At 42.9% G+C, this 19,065-nt stretch carries 14 protein-coding genes; 8 read left to right on the top strand and 6 right to left on the bottom strand.

Features of this window, described 5'->3' with window-relative positions; translation table 11 throughout:
- Positions 1-40: 40 nt before the first annotated feature.
- Complete coding sequence (locus tag ACMXYX_RS08100; RefSeq protein ID WP_415906802.1) at positions 41-496, bottom strand: hypothetical protein; 456 nt, start codon at positions 494-496, stop codon at positions 41-43.
- Between the two features lie 100 nt (positions 497-596).
- The gene (locus ACMXYX_RS08095) at positions 597-863 is read right to left on the bottom strand and encodes a hypothetical protein (RefSeq protein ID WP_415906801.1); all 267 of its coding nucleotides are present in this window, start codon (positions 861-863) and stop codon (positions 597-599) included.
- Positions 864-1,194: 331 nt separating this feature from the next.
- Between ACMXYX_RS08095 and ACMXYX_RS08090 the strand changes: the two genes are divergently transcribed.
- Positions 1,195-2,166 carry an integron integrase gene (locus ACMXYX_RS08090; RefSeq protein ID WP_415884544.1) on the top strand — a complete coding sequence of 324 codons (972 nt, stop codon included), beginning with the start codon at positions 1,195-1,197 and terminating at the stop codon, positions 2,164-2,166.
- A 40-nt stretch (positions 2,167-2,206) separates the two neighbouring features.
- Here ACMXYX_RS08090 and ACMXYX_RS08085 read toward each other — a convergent pair whose 3' ends face one another.
- The 4 genes from ACMXYX_RS08085 to ACMXYX_RS08070 all read right to left on the bottom strand — a co-directional run bounded on the left by ACMXYX_RS08085 (position 2,207) and on the right by ACMXYX_RS08070 (position 8,527).
- Positions 2,207-5,905, bottom strand: coding sequence for an SbcC/MukB-like Walker B domain-containing protein (locus ACMXYX_RS08085; RefSeq protein WP_415906800.1), 3,699 nt, complete (start codon positions 5,903-5,905; stop codon positions 2,207-2,209).
- Positions 5,902-7,521 (bottom strand): exonuclease subunit SbcD, encoded by a 1,620-nt coding sequence (sbcD, locus tag ACMXYX_RS08080; protein WP_415906799.1) that lies wholly within the window; start codon positions 7,519-7,521, stop codon positions 5,902-5,904. The genes ACMXYX_RS08085 and sbcD overlap by 4 nt, the downstream gene beginning before the upstream one ends.
- Before the next feature lie 127 nt (positions 7,522-7,648).
- The gene (locus ACMXYX_RS08075; RefSeq protein ID WP_415906798.1) at positions 7,649-8,095 is read right to left on the bottom strand and encodes a hypothetical protein; all 447 of its coding nucleotides are present in this window, start codon (positions 8,093-8,095) and stop codon (positions 7,649-7,651) included.
- A gap of 3 nt (positions 8,096-8,098) precedes the next feature.
- Positions 8,099-8,527 carry an acyl-CoA thioesterase gene (locus tag ACMXYX_RS08070; protein WP_415884540.1) on the bottom strand — a complete coding sequence of 143 codons (429 nt, stop codon included), beginning with the start codon at positions 8,525-8,527 and terminating at the stop codon, positions 8,099-8,101.
- Positions 8,528-8,746: 219 nt separating this feature from the next.
- Between ACMXYX_RS08070 and ACMXYX_RS08065 the strand changes: the two genes are divergently transcribed.
- From ACMXYX_RS08065 to ACMXYX_RS08035, 7 genes are all read left to right on the top strand, one after another.
- A complete protein-coding gene (locus tag ACMXYX_RS08065) occupies positions 8,747-10,336 on the top strand; it encodes an ABC-F family ATPase (protein ID WP_415891512.1) in 1,590 nt (529 codons plus the stop codon).
- A gap of 102 nt (positions 10,337-10,438) precedes the next feature.
- Positions 10,439-10,867: a thioredoxin TrxC gene (gene trxC, locus ACMXYX_RS08060; RefSeq protein WP_415906797.1), complete on the top strand. Its 429-nt coding sequence runs from the start codon at positions 10,439-10,441 to the stop codon at positions 10,865-10,867.
- 9 nt (positions 10,868-10,876) lie between these two features.
- Positions 10,877-13,015, top strand: coding sequence for a Tex family protein (locus ACMXYX_RS08055; protein WP_415906796.1), 2,139 nt, complete (start codon positions 10,877-10,879; stop codon positions 13,013-13,015).
- A 172-nt stretch (positions 13,016-13,187) separates the two neighbouring features.
- Entirely contained in the window at positions 13,188-14,141 is a 954-nt protein-coding gene (locus ACMXYX_RS08050) for an NADH:ubiquinone oxidoreductase (protein WP_415906795.1), read from the top strand.
- Between the two features lie 11 nt (positions 14,142-14,152).
- The gene (locus ACMXYX_RS08045; protein ID WP_415906794.1) at positions 14,153-15,655 is read left to right on the top strand and encodes a nickel-dependent hydrogenase large subunit; all 1,503 of its coding nucleotides are present in this window, start codon (positions 14,153-14,155) and stop codon (positions 15,653-15,655) included.
- A complete protein-coding gene (locus ACMXYX_RS08040) occupies positions 15,655-16,125 on the top strand; it encodes a hydrogenase maturation protease (protein WP_415906793.1) in 471 nt (156 codons plus the stop codon). The genes ACMXYX_RS08045 and ACMXYX_RS08040 overlap by 1 nt, the downstream gene beginning before the upstream one ends.
- A complete protein-coding gene (locus ACMXYX_RS08035) occupies positions 16,112-19,063 on the top strand; it encodes an EAL domain-containing protein (RefSeq protein WP_415906792.1) in 2,952 nt (983 codons plus the stop codon). Before ACMXYX_RS08040 ends, ACMXYX_RS08035 begins: the two co-directional genes overlap by 14 nt.
- Positions 19,064-19,065 lie beyond the last annotated feature (2 nt).

Below are 19,065 nucleotides of genomic sequence, written 5' to 3'. Positions count from 1 at the left end.
TGCTAAGTTATTAATATTGGCTCAATGGCTAAGCGGCATGTTATTGCTCTTGACTAGAGAACGGCTCATATGTGTTAACTGTATTTCTGTACCAAATTGCCGTGATACCTATAACTACGAAGCAACCTAACGCAATTTTGATACTAACTAAAATTATTGGCGCTACTCCCAATGAAATTGCACCAAACGAAACCAACGGTAGCTCCCCTCTTTTAATTGAAAAGAACCCGATTCCAACCGAAACCAACCCTAACGAAATACCGATACCACCAATAATATAAATGGCCGCTGTTTCACTAAGTTCAAAGAGACTACTAGGTCTATATGAAGGTTCTGATTGCGTACTATCACTAATGATGCCCAGCAACTCTGCAATAGGGGGAGCCAGCTTAAGGTTAATGCCGTCATCAGACATATGAGCATTAAGGCATAGCAGGATCAATGCGATTCCGCATGATGAGAGAATAATTGCGATTGCCCCTAATCTCGTACTCATAGTTTCCTAGACAGTTAACGCCCGCAGCACGCGTGGCTTTGTAGTGAAGGCGAAGCCGCAACGGAAAAGCCATCGCCGTGACTGCGCTTGTTATAAGGCACTACTCGAAGCACCGTTTTATAAAATAACCACACACCCATGCCAGGCCAAAAAACACACAAGAAATGACCAGCATTCCGAAGCTCGCGCCTAAAAATTGCAACGTAATCTCTTTTTCTGCAGTTGCGATAGAAGTAATCAGTGCCCAAATTATGCCTATACCAAAAACACTAAACATTACGAGTGCAATTAGCATTGAAAAGAATACTAAGGGTTTTTGTAACCCCTTGAACTGAATACCTAGTAATAGTGCTTCAATCAATCCCATTATTGACTCTTCATTGCCTTATAACAGCTAAATATACGACAAGTGAAATGTAGAAAGGCGACACTTTGTCGTATATCTTCAATATTAATATTTTAGAAGTTAGGCATAACCTTTTGATATTAAATACATATATTTAAAATCTCAGAATGGCTAATTTGTAGAAAAGCGACAAAGTGTCATGTTTCCACATCAAAATTGAAAAATGACCATTGATACGAATCATTCTCATCAATCCATTAAGGTAGGTTAACCTACTTCCTTGGTTTCTCTATGTTTGCACAACTAAACGCCACATGAAATACTGACTAAAAAACCAGTACAAGGATGTACAATGGCCTCTCCATTCATTCAGTCGCTTCGCGAGCATATTCGCGCTAGAAACTACAGTAAAAGAACCGAAAAGACTTATATTCATTGGGTTTTAGATTTTATTAGATTCAATAATAGAACCCACCCAGAGCAATTAGGTGTTCCTGAAATCGTACGCTACCTTGAGTACCTCGCAGTAACTCGACAAGTATCCCCTTCCACACAACGAACAGCTTTAAATGCACTTATCTATCTATACAAACAATATTTCGGTAGGGACGAATCACTGCTACAACTTGGTTCATTTAAACGTGCATCTAAGCCAAAAAAATTACCTATCGTCTTAACACAAGAAGAGTTAAGGAGAATTTTCCACCATTTACATGGTGATTATCTTCTATGCGCAAAGCTGATGTATGGCTCAGGATTACGCTTGATGGAAGCTTGTCGGATTAGAATCAAAGATATTGATTTTAATAGACTATCAATTCACATATATGAAGGAAAAGGAAACAAACAGCGAATTACCACCTTATCAGAGCTCTGTGTTACAGAACTCCATAAACAGATTAAATACAGCAAATTATGCTGGGAAGAAGATAAGGTCTCTGAAGAATGGTCAGGTTGTTATCTAGCCCCTGCTCTCGCAAGGAAGTATCCAAATGCTCCTTTCGAATTCGCATGGCAATATTTATTTCCAACAAAGAAACGCTTAGTCGATGAACGTAATAACAATGCTATTCGCCGGCACCACATCCACGAACGTTCCATGCAACGCGAATTCAAACGTGCGGTCGTTAAGAGTGGGATAAACAAACCCGCAACCTGCCATAGCCTTCGCCATAGTTTTGCAACACACCTCTTAGAACGCGGCGCAGATATAAGAACCGTTCAAGAACAACTAGGTCACAGCGACGTAAGAACCACGGAGATCTATACCCATGTACTTAATCGCGGTGGTCGAGCTGTCATCAGTCCATTACAAGATCTATAGACGTAGGTATTTTAGGGCTAGATTGAATCTAGCTCTCTGTTTAACAGGCCATCGAATACTGCTCTTCCAACCTACTCGTACCTAACCCACTCATCTTCTTCACTTTGATCTGCACTGGGATGCGCTCTTTCATTGCTTCAATATGACTGATAACACCAATCATCTTGCCTGAGGCATTTAGGCTATCCAGCGCATCTAATGCTGTATCTAGGGTTTCGCTATCTAGGGTACCGAAACCTTCATCCAAGAACAGTGAATCGATACTGGTTTTCTGACTAACAAGATCTGACAGGGCCAATGCTAATGCCAAGCTGACTAGGAAGCTTTCACCGCCTGATAATGTTTTGGTATCGCGCACGGTATCTGCTTGCCAGGTATCCAGTACTTGAAGCTCTAGAGCACCCGATTGTTTTCTCTGCAGCATATAACGACCATGCAGACGTTCTAGCTGTTTGTTCGCTAGGTGAACCAAATGGTCGAGTGTTAGGCCTTGAGCAAAGCGGCGGAATTTATCTCCCTTTTGAGAGCCAATAAGGGAGTTCAAATAGGAAAGATCATCATATTCTTGTTTTGACTGCTCTACCTCAGCAAATAGCTGCTGTTGCGATTCACGGCGCTTTTCGTTGTCTTGTAGTAGTGCAGTGCCTTCGCCCTTTTGAAGTAAAAGCTGTTTAATCTGATTATCTAGCTGAGCCAACTCTATAGCGATTTGCTCACCATTGATCTTTTCATACTGCTTTTCTAATCCCAACTGCTGTAACTCTATTAGTTGCTGCTCAGCTTGTTTAAGTAAAGTTTCAGAATGCTGTTCAGCTTTGGCGATCTCTTCGCTTAGCGCTTTTAACTGCTGCCTCTCTTCGTCAGAAATTAGGGCATCGAGGAGTGCCAGCTCAGAATCAAATGGACTACCTTCTAGCGCTTGTTGCCATTTAATTTTCTGACTACTAAATTCAGTTTGGAGTAGACCCAGCTGTTGTTCTTGCTCAGTAATCATTGTTTGCAAACGGGTTAGCTCGGTTTCGTGCTGTTTATGTGTAGCTGATACCTGCTGGTGGTTCTGCTCAGTTTTGTCTATCTCTGCAAGCAAACATGAGCGTTCCTCTACAACTTCTTTATCACCAAATAGCGTCCTACGCGTCGCTTGCTTTTCTGCCAGATCCTGTGAGAGATCATTAAGACTGTTTTGCTGATCAGTACAGAGTGCAGTTTGCTTTTCTAGCGATTGATTAGCCTGAGTTAACTCAACCGCCGATGTTTCTTGGATGCGATTTAAGGTTTCAAGGCGCTGCTGTAACTGTTGTAAGTTAGCGATTTGGCTTTCTAGCGTATTTAACCAATCCGTTAGCCCTTGTTCGGGTAGCGACAGTCGTAATTCAGTCACTTCTTGAGATAGACCTTGCTTAACCATAGCGATCTGCTCGTTAAGCTCTTGCAGACGCTGTGTATCTTTAAGCTGCAACTGAGTTAGGCTTTCACACTCTTTATTAGCCAATTCTAAGTTGGCTTGAGCTTGCTGTAAGGTCTGTTCTGCCTTATGGATCCCTTGCTGTTGTTGATTGATCTGCTCACTAAACTGGCGCAGCTGTTCGATTTCAGCTTTCTGATTACTAAGCTGCTGCTCGAATTGTGTAATTGCATAATCTAGCTGTTCAGTCTGATTGGGCTCGAAACCAAAACCACACAGTTGCTGTAAAACTTGCCACTCTTGCAAGAGCTGCTGTAACTGCTCATTAGTCTGCTGCAGGCGGGTTTGAAGGCCAACTATCTGTACGGTCGTTAATTGGTTGTAGCGCTCTCTTAGTTGAGTACCTTGAGTCTTCAGCTGATCACGCGCTTGTTCAGCCATCACAAAGCGCTGCTCGGTTTCGCCCATATCTAGAGGTTGATAATCAGCCACTAGGGGATGCTCTTTTGAGCCGCACAGCGGACAAGGCTGATCCGGTTGAAGCTTAGCCCGCTCTGCTTCGAGATTTTGTATTTGGCGCTCTTGCTCTAACAGGCGCTTTAAATCTTTGAACTGCTGATCTTCCCTCTGATACTGCTCACGAAGATTAGTGAGATCGCCTTCAATTTTCTGAGCAGTAACTTCAAGCTGACTTAACTCATTACTGCCAACAGTTTGCTCACTTTGCAGCTGGATATACTGAGCAGATAGATTCTTCGCCTGCATAAAGCTTGCTTGCAGCGATTGTTGCTGGCTGTACTTTGCTTCGATATCGGCTAGTAGACGGCCATTTAATAGTGCTTGCAACTGCTCCTGAGTGTTCTTAAAGCCGTCGATCAACTTCTCTTTTTGCGCGGTGCTTTCAGATACATCTCGCTGTAAATACTCAGTTTTTTGTTTTTCCGTATCTATTTGCTTTTGTAAGCCTGAAAGGTGATCTGTCAGGTTTTTAACTTCAGCGGTATGTTGATGTGTTTGCTCTAGCTGACTACGCCATAAAGGGATACGCTCTGCAGCACCTTCAAGATGACAAAGTTCGGCTATTTGATTTTCAAGCTGCGAGGTTTCAGCCTTGGCTTGATTAATTTTGTCGTTAATCTGTTTTTGTGCTGTTTTCTGCTGTTCTAATTCAGACTGATGCTTTTTCAGTTCAGCAGTAGCGCTCTCTTTTAATTGAGTAAGCCGTTCACACTCAGCATCCAACGGCACTACTTGCTCGTTAATCAGCGTTTCTTGTTCTGATTGATGCTGTTTAGTCTGTTTTAGTTTTAGCTCTGCTTCATTAAGAGATTGCGCTGAACTTTTATGCTGATCGGTAGCCGACACTAATTGAGCTGCATTTTGCTCTTTAATCTGTGCAAGATCGTTAAGCCGTTGCTTTGCACTTTGATAAAGTTGGTACGGAGCTTTTAGTTTCTCAGCCGGTTCGCACACTGCTAACTTATCTAGAGAGCCTTTAGCCGTTTCTTTACGCTGCTTAACGCCTTCCTGTTCAGTCAAAGCGCTTTGTTTTTGTTGCTCAGCTTTTTGCAGATCAGTCCACCAGCGTTCCTTTGATTGCTGTTCGCTCTGCTCTTTCTCTAAGGTTTTAAGTTGTGCACTAATCGCTGATTGTTCGGATTTAAGCTCAGCAATCTTCTCATCCGATAACAACTCAACACCTTTAGCCTGTGCTTCGAGTTGTTTGAGGTGGTTATCTGCCTCTTTAAACTGCTCGTATACCTTCTCTGATATCAAGCTGTAGATAGCCGTACCGGTTAACTCTTCCAGCAATCCGGCTCTTTCATTTGCATCAGCATTGAGAAACGCTGCGAATTGGCCTTGAGACAGCATCATGGATTTAGTAAAGCGGTCAAAGTTTAAGCCGCTGATTGTCTCGATTAGCTCATTCTTCTGCTTAACCTGTGAAGCAATGATTTTACCTTCACCGCTTCCACCTACCTCTGCCAATTCAACTTTGGCTTCTTGTAGATTACCGTCGACCTGATCTCTGGAGCGACGTTGACTCCAAAACGCACGATAACATTTACCTTTTACTTCAAACTCCACTTCAGCCAGCGCGTCTGCTGTACCGCGGGTCATTAGCTCATTAGTGCTTTTAGAGATAGTCCCTAAACGTGGCGTACGGTGATACAGGGCCAAGCAGATCGCATCTAAAATAGTCGTCTTACCGGCACCTGTTTGGCCTGTGATGGCAAAAAGACCATTATCGATAAACGGAGATTGAGTAAAATCGATCTTCCACTCACCCTTCAGTGAGTTAATGTTTTTAAAACGCAGCGTTAATATTTTCACAGGCTATTCTCCTCTGCTGTATCTGGAGCTAAAGCAGAGAAAAGATCGTCTTGATCGATCTTAGTGTCATTTAGCTGTTTAGCCTGCTCAACTTTTTCCGTTTTGCCTTTTGCGTGCTTGTTTTTAACTGCAATGGATTTTGGCTCATCGGAAGAATCACTCTCTAAAGAAAACAGATTTAGAGTGTTATGGTCTTGGTCTTTTTCCTGTCCAAGCTCTTCTGATTCAGAAGCACTATTAGATTCTTCGACTGCAGCATGCTCACTAGGATATTCTAAATCCTCTGATTCCAAGTGTTCTTCTTGCTCTTTCTCTTGCTCTGGGCAGTCTTGAGCAAGAGAGAACTGTGTTGTAGATAAGAACTCATCCGCTGGCTTAGTTGCAGGAAGATCATTTTCAGACTCTACCGTCGTTACGATCTGGCAGAAGCGATCTTTAAGTCGTTGAATACGGTTTCGTTCGGCTTCGGATTCGAAAACCTCATCGTTAAGCCTACGCGTGAAAACCTCGTAAGCATTCAACTCAGAGAGCGTCTCTTTCTCCTTGCCGACTAAACCTCGCTGGATCTGTTTGCGCGCCCTTCGTAACTGCAGAACCTCAACGTTAAGATCTTGAGTTAGTTGCTCAACACGTTGTGTAAGATCGTTCAGGTAATCTTGGGTTTGAACCTCAATCGATAACCAAACAGGAAGTTCATGCTGTTGAGCTTCTAGTTCAACCAATTGCGCTTTAATCGAATCTAGATCCCCCTTGATACTTGCCATAGGTTGGAAGGTCGGAACTAAAAGCGGCGTTATCTCTTTTAGATGGCTTTGTTCAAATTCAACCATCAATACCTGCTTTTGCGTACCGATCTCATCAAAGCTTAAAGGGATTGGTGAGCCGCAATAGCGAATATGTTCAGACTTAGCGACTATTTGCGGGCGGTGAATATGGCCTAAAGCGATGTAATCTGCTGGTGGGAATGCACTGGCTGGAAATGCCTCTAGATTACCAACATAGATATCGCGAACAGACTCGGAGGTTTTAACACCCATTGCCGTTAAATGCCCCGTAGCAATGATCGGGATCGACAGTCCAAGGTCTTTTCGCTTTTGATCAGCCAGATCATAGATGGCTTGATAGTGTTCTGCGATTGCTGTGCCTAACGAATGCGCTTTATCTTTTGCCGATTGATCTGCGGCACTTTGCATCACATCACGAGGACGAATATAAGGAATTGCACACAGGATGGCAGCCGGTTCACCTGAGCGATGATTCAAGGTAATAATCTGCTGCTCAAGTTCTAATTCAACACTCGCTATGACTTCTGCATTGAGATGTTTGAGCAGGCCTTTGGATTCATTCAGCGTAGAAACAGAGTCATGATTACCGCCTAAAACCACTAACTGACAATCGAGTTTATTTACTTCGATAACCAATTGATTATATAGCTCGCGAGCATAACTTGGTGGCGAACCTGTATCGTAGATATCACCTGATATTATTAGCGCATCTATTTGATTTAATTGAATTTCACCTAATAGCCATTTAATAAACTCTTGGTGTTCGGCTAATCGACTTTTTCCAATAAAGTGCTGACCTAAGTGCCAGTCAGAGGTGTGTAAAATGCGCATTAAGTAAGGCTCGGCAATCCATAGATACAATGAAACTTCACCTCCATTGAGGTGAAGCTCATATTATCTTGTTACCGCTTTTAGCACCATCCATAGTCACTGTAATATGGTGGTGCTAGCTAGGTATTTATTCAGCGATTAAAAACTGTATTAATGCCTGTTCAGCATTAGCACAGTGATAGATATCTTCGTGCTGTTTGAGCGATTGGTAGGTAACTTCAAAGACACTGTCGCTAATCACTAGCACAAGGACATCGGTCTCATCCTCGTCATCAGCGCTAGCCTCCTCTGGCTCATCGGTATCGAATTGATAAAAGCCCGCCTGCGGTATATCCATCTCCTCTTCGAAACCATCGAGATAGTCCTCAATAGACATCTGATGAACTTCAAGCACTTCATCAGCACTGAATTCGACAATCGAATAAGTTTTGGGTACTGAAAGGAAGTCCCGTTTTAGCGCATAACACAGCAGCAAACTTTGCTTGCGCCCCTCTTGCCTCAGTAGGTAACGAACATCAGATTGAGGTTCTACTTCTGGCGCAGACAATTTATTGATAAGCGAAAATGTAATCACGGATTAATCTTCCAAAACGTAAGCTGGCAGATCGGCTTCTGCAGGAACAGGTGTTGGTACGCCATCATCATCGATCGCGACAAACTTAAAAATCGCCTGTGTTACTTTTTCACGTTTACCAATACGACTACGGCGCACCCAAGCTTCAACGTGAATCTGCATCGATGTACGGCCTACTTTTACAATTTCCGTATAGACACCCAGTACATCACCCACTTTTACTGGACGGATGAAAGACATGCTATCTACCGCCATAGTCACTACACGGGTTTGCGCGCGCTGGCCTGCACAGATACCCGCCGCAATATCCATCTGCGATAACACCCAACCACCAAAAATATCTCCTGAAGGGTTGGTATCACCTGGCATGGCCATAGTACGTGTAGTCAGGCGGCCCTTTGTAACTTCTTGTGTTTGGTCTTTCTCAGACATAATGCATTGTCCTACTTCTTAGATGGAGGTCTGTTATTCCAATATGTACTTATTACTATACCTTGGTATATAAGGTTTTGCGTAAGTTGTTTTGAATCCTCAGCCTAGAAAGCAACGCTTCAACCTTTTACCTACATGCAGTTATTGGCATAATACGCACAAAATTTATCTCCTTACTCGCTCCTTAAGAGCGCAGTCATCTATAGCGGATCTAATATCGTGTTAACCACAGCAAATATCACCATGCAGTTTGGTGCTAAACCTCTATTCGAAAACGTTTCAGTTAAATTTGGCGAAGGTAATCGCTACGGTTTAATTGGCGCAAATGGCTGTGGTAAATCCACATTTATGAAGATCTTAGGCGGAGACTTAGAACCAAGCGCAGGCAATGTTTCCAAAGGGCCAAACGAGCGTATTGGTAAGCTAAAACAGGATCAGTTCGCTTACGAAGAATTCAGCGTGATGGATACCGTTATTATGGGCCATGAAGAGTTGTGGGCTGTTAAATCAGAACGTGACGCTATCTACGCTAATCCAGAGATGACTGAAGAAGATGGCATTCGTGCAGCAGAGCTCGAAGGCGAATTCGCTGAGATGGACGGCTATAGTGCTGAATCACGTGCAGGCGAACTGCTTTTAGGTGTAGGCATTCCGACTGAGCAGCATTTCGGCCCGATGAGTGAAGTAGCACCTGGTTGGAAGCTTCGTGTCTTACTTGCACAGGTACTGTTCTCAGAACCAGACATCATGTTGCTAGACGAACCTACCAACAACTTGGATATCAATACGATCCGTTGGCTGGAAGGCGTTCTTAATGAGCGTAACTGCACTATGATAATCATCTCGCACGACCGTCATTTCCTAAACAGTGTGTGTACGCACATGGCTGATTTGGACTACGGTGAGTTACGTGTTTACCCTGGCTCGTACGATGAGTATATGACTGCATCGACACAGGCACGTGAACGCCTGCTTGCTGATAACGCTAAGAAGAAAGCACAGATCGCTGATCTTAAGAGCTTTGTGAGCCGCTTTTCTGCCAACGCATCTAAATCTAAGCAAGCAACGTCACGTGCACGTCGTATAGAGAAGATCGAGCTAGAGGAGGTGAAACCTTCAAGCCGTCAGAACCCATTTATCCGCTTCGAACAAGACACTAAGCTACACCGTCTAGCCGTTGAAGTAGAAGGTTTAGGTAAATCTTTTGATGAAGAGCTATTTAAAGACCTTAACCTAATGGTAGAGGTTGGCGAGCGCATCGCGATTATCGGGCCTAACGGTAGTGGTAAAACCACCCTATTACGCTGTTTGTACGGTGACCTACTGCCGACTGCGGGCGAAATTAAATGGTCTGAGAATTCAGAATTTGGGTACTACGCACAGGACCATGCTGCTGATTTTGAAGAAGATAAAACACTGCTTGATTGGATGGGGCAATGGGGCCAAGAAGGCGATGATGAGCAAGTTATCCGCGGTACGCTGGGCCGCTTGTTGTTCTCACAAAAAGAGATCAATAAGTCGGTTAAAGTGATCTCCGGTGGTGAGCAAGGCCGTATGCTATTTGGCAAGATTATCCTTCAACGTCCAAATATCATGCTGATGGATGAGCCGACCAACCACTTGGATATGGAATCGATTGAATCCTTAAACCTTGCCCTAGAGAACTACCCAGGTACGTTGATCTTTGTCAGCCATGACCGCGAGTTTGTATCCTCTCTAGCAACCCGCATTCTGGAGATCACGCCAGATGGCATTGTCGACTTCCGCGGTGGTTACGAAGACTACCTGAAGAGCCAAGGCGTAGAATAAACCTAAGCGCTAATGCCTAAAAAGCCTGATTGCAGTTAACCTCAATCAGGCTTTTAAATTTTTACCCTCGCATAAATTACTTTCAATTCTTTGGTGAGCTTTATGATTATTGTCTGCCCTAGCTGTAATACATCCAACCGTATTCCTGATGACAAATTACATGTCGATGGCAAATGTGGTAAGTGCAAAGGCCCGCTACACACCCATCAACCAGCTGAGCTAGATGATCAATCTTTTGAAAAGTATGTTGGTGGTAATGAGTTACCTGTCATCGTAGATTTCTGGGCTAGCTGGTGCGGCCCATGCCAGATGATGAAACCCATATTTGAGAAGACTGCAGCTGAATCTGAAATACTTCTCTTTGCAAAAGTAGATACTGAAAAGGCACCACGGACTAGTCAGAATATGAATATCCGTAGCATCCCTACCCTTGTGATGTTTCAAGCTGGCAAAGAGATCGATCGTGTTGCTGGCGCACTCTCAGAACCTCAGCTAAAGCAATGGATTTTGCAAACCCTACAGAAGGCGTAAGAGTACTCTATGGAGCTTTCAAATCAGATCGCAAAAGAGCTAGGCGTCAAAGCACAACAAGTTAATGCAGCAATAGAGTTATTAGATGCTGGCTCCACCGTCCCGTTTATTGCGCGTTATAGAAAGGAAGCTACCGGTGCGCTAGATGATGCACAATTAAGACAGTTAGCGGCTCGTTTAGATTATCTTCGTTCTCTATTGGCTCGTAAACAAACGATCACCGAGAAGCTCCAGCAAGATGGCGTATTAACACCAGCGCTCCACCAGCAGATTAACCTGATCAGTGGTAAGACTGAGCTAGAAGAACTCTATCAACCATTCAAAAGTAAGCGAAAAACCAAAGCTCAAATCGCTGTTGATGCTGGCTTAGATAAATTACTAGATCAAATCATTCAAAAGCCTGATCAACAACCTTACGTTTTAGCCAAAACTTTTATCTGTTCTGATAAAGGTTTCAGCTCCAAGGAAGATTGTTTAGAAGGTGCGCAAGCCATCTTAACTGATCGTCTGTTAACAGACCTGAAATTGCAGGCTGAACTTAAACTGCGTGTGTGGAATGAAGCCAAACTAAAGGTATCTGTTAGCAAAGGTAAAGAAAGCGAAGGTTCAAAATTCCGTGATTACTTCGCTCACAGTGAAGCGATTAAATCCATCCCTTCACATCGCATGCTAGCGATTTTGCGCGGCATCAATGAAGGCATACTGAAATCAGCTTTAGATTTTGATGAAGACCGCTTTAAGGTTTTCCTATCCAAGATGGCAGGTCTTCCTCACTACGGACCTTCAGGGAAATGGCTCACTCAAGCGGTACACACTGCTTGGCAAAGTCGTATCAAATCCAAAATCACTAAAGATCTGATAGCAAAACAAAAAGATTCCGCTGAAACTGAGGCAATTAAAGTATTTAGCCGGAATCTTCATGACCTTCTGCTTGCAGCACCTGCTGGTGCTAAAACCACCTTAGGGCTCGACCCAGGCCTTAGAACGGGTGTAAAAGTCGCCATAATTGATCCAACGGGTCGTTTGTTAGAACACACGACGATCTACCCTCACCCACCAAAAAATCAGTGGGACCAAGCCATTGATAAGCTTTTTAAGCTCAGCAAGAAGTACAATGTTGAGCTGATTAGTATTGGCAACGGTACTGGCTCACGAGAAACCGATAAACTCGTAACGGAGATGCTTAAGCAAAACGACTCGATTAATGCTCAAAAGCTTATTGTGAGTGAAGCTGGCGCTTCAGTTTACTCGGCATCTGAACTTGCTACTAAGGAGTTCCCTGACCTAGACGTATCTATTCGGGGTGCGGTGTCGATAGCGCGTCGCTTGCAAGATCCACTAGCTGAGCTGGTAAAAATTGAGCCCAAAGCGATTGGTGTTGGTCAATATCAACACGATGTAAACCAATCCGAGCTTAATCATGCACTTGAAGCAGTTATTGAAGATTGTGTGAATGCAGTTGGAGTCGATCTAAATAGTGCTTCATCTGCAATTTTAAGCCGCATCTCTGGTTTAAACTCAACACTAGCCAATAATATCGTTGCTTATCGTGATGATAACGGCACTTTTACGAGCCGAACTCAGCTTAAAAAAGTTCCTAGACTGGGCCCGAAAGCCTTTGAGCAAGCTGCTGCCTTTTTGCGTATTCAGAATGGCAAGCAGGTATTAGACAACTCCTGCGTTCACCCTGAAGCCTACAGTGCTGCGCAACGCATAGCTCAAGATAACCAACGCACTTTAGGATCAATTATCGGGGATAGTGACTTCTTAGGCTCACTTAATCCGCAAGACTACATAGATTCTAGCTTCGGTCTTTATACCATCAAAGACATCATCAAAGAGCTAGAAAAACCGGCCAGAGACCCGCGCCCAGACTTCAAAACCGCTGCTCTACAAGACGGCATCGAAACCGTTAGCGACCTTATTGAAGGTATGGTACTTGAAGGCACTATTACTAACGTGACTAATTTCGGTGCATTTGTTGACGTCGGCGTTCACCAAGATGGATTAGTGCATATTTCACAATTAGCTAACCAATTTGTGAAGGACCCTCATGATGTTGTCAAACCGGGCCAAATTGTCACAGTTAAGGTGCTTGAGGTAGATCTTAAAAGACAGCGTATTTCACTCTCGATGCGTGAAGATTAATAGAATAATTCTCATTATTATATTAATGAGAATTATTCATTCTCAGCGGCTTATTTTATTAAAATTCATTCACTAAAAACTATCTTTATTGTTCAAAATCAACAACTAAGAGGAGACATAAGCCATAACTAATACTAGACTGTAACCACATAGCTTGATTGAAGTAGATTCCATGGTTACAAAAACAACTAACTTACTATGGATGCAGGCTGGTGCATGCAGTGGCGATACAATGTCACTTCTTTGTGCTGACAAGCCTACATGGCCTGAATTCGTGCAGCAATATAAACTGGATGTCCTTTGGCAGCCTTCCCTTTCTACGCGGCCCATGCGCGAGCTTATTGCTGACATTGATCTGATTCTTGCAGATAAAAAACCGCTAAATATTTTATGTATTGAGGGTAGTTTAGCCCTTGGCCCAAACGGCAGCGGTATGTTTGATACCTTTAATGATCGCCCCAAAGCTTTTGTCATTAAGGAATTAGCAGAAAAAGCTGATTATGTTGTGGCTGTGGGAACCTGCGCCGCATACGGTGGAGTTCCAGCGGCACCGCCCAATCCCACTGAGTGCACTGGCATGCAATCTAGCCAAGGAAGTCCTGGCGGTTTATTGCCTGATTCGTTTAGAAGTAAAAGCGGCCTCCCTGTCGTCAATATATCAGGCTGCCCAACTCACCCTAACACAATCATTCAAACCTTAATTTCACTTATCAACGATTACCCTCTTCCTCTCAATGATTTTAACCAGCCTGATGCTTTCTACAGCACCATGGTTCATCAAGGCTGTACGCGCAATGAATATCATGAATACGATATTGAAGAGGAACAATTTGGGGAGGCAGGCTGCCTTTTCTATAACTTGGGTTGCCAAGGTCCCTATACAACGGCTACATGCAATACTGAGCTATGGAATAACCGCAGCAGCAAAACCCGTGAAGGTGTGCCTTGTTTAGGCTGTGTTTCTCCTGATTTTCCAAGAGATGCCCCTTTGTTCAAAACAGAAAAAGTGGGCGATATTCCAGTTGCACTGCCTTTAGGTGTTAGTCGACCTCGCTACATGGCATATAAGGGCCTCGCTAACGATGCCGCTCCAATCAGAATCATCGAACGTAAAATGAAACCTTAAGTAGTACGGTTATGAGCAAAAGAGTAAAAGTACAGCTAAACCGAGTTGAAGGCGATTTAGAATTAGAGCTCGAAGTTGAGCAAGGGGTGGTCACCAACGCCTGGTGTATCGGCACGATGTATCGTGGTTTTGAGCAGATACTTATCGGTCGAGCAGCGATGGACTCACTAGCGATCACTCCCCGAATTTGCGGTATTTGCAGCACTGCACATCTGTATGCGAGCGTGCTTGCATTGGAATCGATGTCTCACATCACACCACCACCCAATGCAATTCGCGTAAGAAATATTTGTTTACTAGCCGAAGAGATTCAATCTGATTGCCGGCAGACATTTCTAATGTTTACTCCTGATCTTTGCCACCCCGGTTACTCCAATCTCAAATTGTACAGTCAGATAAAAAATCAGTTTGAAGATATGTCAGGCAGCATTTATCAAGATGCCGTTCGATTTAGTCGCGATATCATTGAAATTGTCGCTATCTTTGGAGGGCAGTGGCCGCACTCTTCTTATATGGTCCCAGGTGGCGTTACTTCATTACCTGATACCAATAAAGTCATTAGTGCGCTAAGCGTAGTCGACAACTATATCAATTGGTTAGAAACGAAAGTCCTTGGTGTATCCATAGACCATTGGAATCAGATCGACAGCCTAGAAAAACTTAACGAACTCACCGAAACAGGCAAAGGCGCTGCGAGTCTTTTCTATCAATTCGGTAAAAATATCGCGTTAAATCAAATTGGCGGGGGCTGTAAATTATTTATGAGTTATGGCTCCCTTATCGATCCAGATAATCCAGAAGATACATTACGCAATCGTGGTATCTACGATGCTACAACCCAAAGTTTCGAGCCTTTAGATCAAGAACAGATTACTGAGGATATCAGTTACAGCTGGTACCATGATGACCAAGCTGCACCACGTCATCCTCACGACGGTCTAACTCAACCAAAATACGATCCTGACAGCAAGCGTTACAGCTGGGCTAAAGCCCCTCGCTACAAAGACCAAGTCGTGCAAACAGGACCATTAGCGCAACTGATTCTAGATCAAGATGCTCTTCTTCTTGATATGTTAAAGAAGCAAGGTGGGAACACCCTCTTAAGACAATTTGCGCGCATACAACGCCAAGTAAGATCTATAGCCCTATTGAAAGAACAGCTGAACGGGCTTCTACAAAATATCACTGAACCCACAATGACCCACCAACCTCTTCTTGATGGAGAAGGTATTGGTATGATTGAGGCCGCTCGAGGAAGTCTCGGTCATTGGGTAAAAGTAGAAAACGGCACCATCAGCGGCTACCAAGTAATAACACCCACCGCTTGGAACGCATCACCTAGAGATCAAAATCAACAACCTGGTCACATCGAAAGCAGCCTAATTGGTATAGATATTCCAGATATAGATGATCCTTTATCTGTCGGTCACGTGGTCCGCTCTCATGATCCTTGTTTAGTATGTACCGTACACCTACTAGGCAGTAACAAGAAACACCGTTATGGAGTGATTTGATGACGGTGATTTTATGCTTTGGAAATGAATGGCATGGGGATGATGGCTTTGGTTATGCAGTCTATAACACTCTCAACCAAACCGATTTGCCGTCAAAAGTAGATCTTTACTATTGCGCTACTAATAGTCTGACAGCTACTCGTTTGATCAAAGACACATCGCGATTAATATTGGTCGACGCCTACCAATCCGACAGCAACAATGCGGGTACACTACAGTGGTTATCTAAAGATGAGTTCCAGACAAGCTATGCCAGAAACCTTCACGATGGAGGCTTAGAAGAGCTTATTAAGCATTGCGACATTTTGTTTGACTCACAAGAACTTGTGATTGAGATTTTGACGGTAACAATCCACCAAGTCTCAAGCTTTTCTGAGAAACTTTCTCCTATTATTGAGAACTGCGTCTCAGAGGCCTGCAATCAGATTTTAACTCGCGTGAATCAGGAGCCACACTATGTTTGCTCCTGATAAAGCAATTACCCGATTAGTTATTGAGCGAGAAGTAAGTATTCAAGGCCATATGCGCTGGGTAGCTCACCCTGAAAACAGAAAAAATCGACTACTAATAGTTGAGCATAAAAAACAGCTATATGCCCTACCTCTCTATTGCCAACACGCTCATGTTTCGCTTCTTAGAGCCAAAGTGGATCACAATGGTAAGGTAATTTGCCCTAAACATGGTTTAGCCACTGATCTTAAATCCAACCCAAGTGTTTTTACTGTCGAACGGCAAGGTAATTTTTTTATTACAGCCAACAGCTCTCTAATTGAAACCCAAACAGTAGAAACATGCGAGCAAGATATAGATCAACAAACTGAATTAGAGGCATTAAAAACAGTCAACTCGGCATTGCAGAAGAAGGTACTATCAAACCTTGAATCTATGGACTCAATGCTGAGTGAAGTTGAGCATAAAAAGGTCGAGTTAGAGGAAAACAATCGTCACCTTCTTTCCGTAAATCAACTCATTGATAGCATTACTAATACAATGGAAGAGTTCTTGGTTGTCACCGACAATCAGGGACGAATTACCCGTGTAAATCCTTATGCAGAATCTATTTTAAATATAAAAGCAGAAGAACTGATTGGAAGCTCTCCGGATAATTTCCTTCGTGACGAAACCCTAACTGAAATCATTGAAAGATTTCCGGCAAGCAACTGGGACCAAAGGCCCTATTTATACCGAGCGGTTTATAGTAACGATGGATTTGAGCAAGAGATTCGCTTTAGAGATCCAACAGGACGTCATAAAGAAGTCAGCCAAAAATACTTTCTTCTAAAAGGCACTTTGATTTACGGACGAGCGGGTAAAGAGGAAGGACTCATTCTTTCCGCTACAGACATATCCGTAGTAAAAGCTAAAGAAAAACAGAAGCGCCAAGCAGACATTGAGAAACATCTACAGCTTCTTCAGAGTACTTTATCTACTATTAGCCAAGGCGTTGCTATGTTTAGCGGCATAGGTGATCTGCAAACTTTTAATGATTCATTTACTAACAATATTAATGTAGATCCCGACATACTAGCGCAAATACCAGCCTATGAAGTTCTATTTAGTAACAACAAAGAGATCTTAGACCTACAACAGATACCGCCTTGCCAAAAACTCATCTCTGACAAACACCAATGGATTCAAACTTTCACAGATGGAAGAGTTATCGAATGCGAATCAGCTCCAACGCCTACCGGAGGTTTTGTAGTTACAACTCGTGATATTACACAAAGCCAAAAAAATGAAGAACACATTCGCTTACTTTCAACCACTGTTGAGCAAAGCTCCAGTGAAGTTGTCATTACCGATACTCAAGGGATCATTGTTTATGTAAACCCTATGTTTACTGAAAACACAGGATATACAGCAGAAGAAGCTATTGGAAAGAAAAGCAGTATTGTCCAATCAGGAGAAATGTCAGCTGATTTTTATAAAGAGTTATGGTCAACCATTAAGGCCTCCAATAGATGGAAAGGCGAAATACTCAATAGAAAGAAATCAGGAGAAAAATTTTGGCAGTCAATGTCTGTAACGCCAATCTTTGATAATAACGGTGTGATTAGTCATTATTTATCATTAAAAGCCGACATCACTAAACAGAAAAGAGCTGAGAAACGCTTAAGATATCAAGCTGAACATGACCTCCTAACTAATCTACCCAACAGGTCTATATTGCTACATCAACTTGAGAGTTCCATCGTTGATGCAAGAGATAATCATAAAGCGTCTGCAGTTCTCTTTATGGATCTAGATAATTTTAAGGACGTGAATGACACATTGGGTCATTTGAGTGGCGATATCCTTCTGAAGCTTGTCGCTAGACGATTGCAGCAATGCTCAAAACCAACTGATTTGGTAGCAAGGCTTGGCGGTGACGAATTCGCTATTGTACAGAATGACATTGCTTGCCTCGATGACCCCAAAACTCTAGCCGAAGAGATAATCTCTTCAATCACCCGCCCATTTAAAGTTGATGATCATCTATTACATATTGGTATTAGTATTGGAATTACTGTCTTACCTACTGACGGTTTAGACACGGGTATTCTGTTACAAAATGCAGATATGGCAATGTATGAGGCCAAAGGAATATCAGGCAGCCACTACCATTTCTTCGATTTAGAACTACAAAAAAGTATCCAACAAAAACGGACTATTGAATCTCACCTCCACCATGCAATTGAGCATAATGAACTTAACCTCTTGTTTCAGCCAAAAATAGATCTTCAATCGAACAAGATTGTAGGAGCAGAAGCCTTGCTCAGATGGCATAGCAAGGAACTTGGTCATATATCTCCAGAGGTTTTCATCCCCATAGCAGAAAGAAGCGGCTTAATCATAAAGTTAGGCTCCTGGGTGCTGAATAAAACATTAGAACACATTACAGCTTGGGCCAATGCCAATATTGAAGTACCTAAAATAGCGGTAAACCTATCTACGATTCAACTTCTAGATGCCAATTTGATATCAGATATTAAAGAAGCACTAACGACTTACCATGTACCTCCAAATAAACTCGAACTTGAGATCACTGAAACAGCTGCGATGTCCGATCCAGAACTTTCACAAGCTCAGTTAGAGGCGATTAAAGATATAGGTGTAAGTATCGCTCTTGATGATTTTGGTACCGGTTATTCCTCACTTTCGTACCTTGCTTCACTACCTGTAGATCGAATTAAAATAGATAGAAGCTTTGTAAATGACATACAGTTCTCACCACAATCCAAGGCAATCATTGAATCGATCATCCATCTTGGCATCATCATGGGGAAAATAGTTATTGCCGAAGGTGTAGAAGTAAAGGAACAACTTGCTTTGCTGCAAAGTCTAGGTTGTCACGAAGTACAGGGGTATTATATTTCTAAACCCATCACAGCAGATGAATTTATTCATTTTTTGAATAACAAGGAATAGGG

Source organism: Neptuniibacter sp. QD72_48, from assembly GCF_047778065.1.
GTDB lineage: Bacteria > Pseudomonadota > Gammaproteobacteria > Pseudomonadales > Balneatricaceae > Neptuniibacter.
This window is presented reverse-complemented; position numbering and strand designations above follow the sequence as displayed.

Bases quoted from the DNA above. Each gene is read 5' to 3' on its own strand.
- ACMXYX_RS08100 (WP_415906802.1), bottom strand. From the start codon at position 496: ATGAGTACGAGATTAGGGGCAATCGCAATTATTCTCTCATCATGCGGA.
- ACMXYX_RS08095 (WP_415906801.1), bottom strand. From the start codon at position 863: ATGGGATTGATTGAAGCACTATTACTAGGTATTCAGTTCAAGGGGTTA.
- ACMXYX_RS08090 (WP_415884544.1), top strand. From the start codon at position 1,195: ATGGCCTCTCCATTCATTCAGTCGCTTCGCGAGCATATTCGCGCTAGA.
- sbcD (WP_415906799.1), bottom strand. From the start codon at position 7,521: ATGCGCATTTTACACACCTCTGACTGGCACTTAGGTCAGCACTTTATT.
- ACMXYX_RS08070 (WP_415884540.1), bottom strand. From the start codon at position 8,527: ATGTCTGAGAAAGACCAAACACAAGAAGTTACAAAGGGCCGCCTGACT.
- trxC (WP_415906797.1), top strand. From the start codon at position 10,439: ATGATTATTGTCTGCCCTAGCTGTAATACATCCAACCGTATTCCTGAT.
- ACMXYX_RS08055 (WP_415906796.1), top strand. From the start codon at position 10,877: ATGGAGCTTTCAAATCAGATCGCAAAAGAGCTAGGCGTCAAAGCACAA.
- ACMXYX_RS08050 (WP_415906795.1), top strand. From the start codon at position 13,188: ATGGTTACAAAAACAACTAACTTACTATGGATGCAGGCTGGTGCATGC.
- ACMXYX_RS08045 (WP_415906794.1), top strand. From the start codon at position 14,153: ATGAGCAAAAGAGTAAAAGTACAGCTAAACCGAGTTGAAGGCGATTTA.
- ACMXYX_RS08040 (WP_415906793.1), top strand. From the start codon at position 15,655: ATGACGGTGATTTTATGCTTTGGAAATGAATGGCATGGGGATGATGGC.
- ACMXYX_RS08035 (WP_415906792.1), top strand. From the start codon at position 16,112: ATGTTTGCTCCTGATAAAGCAATTACCCGATTAGTTATTGAGCGAGAA.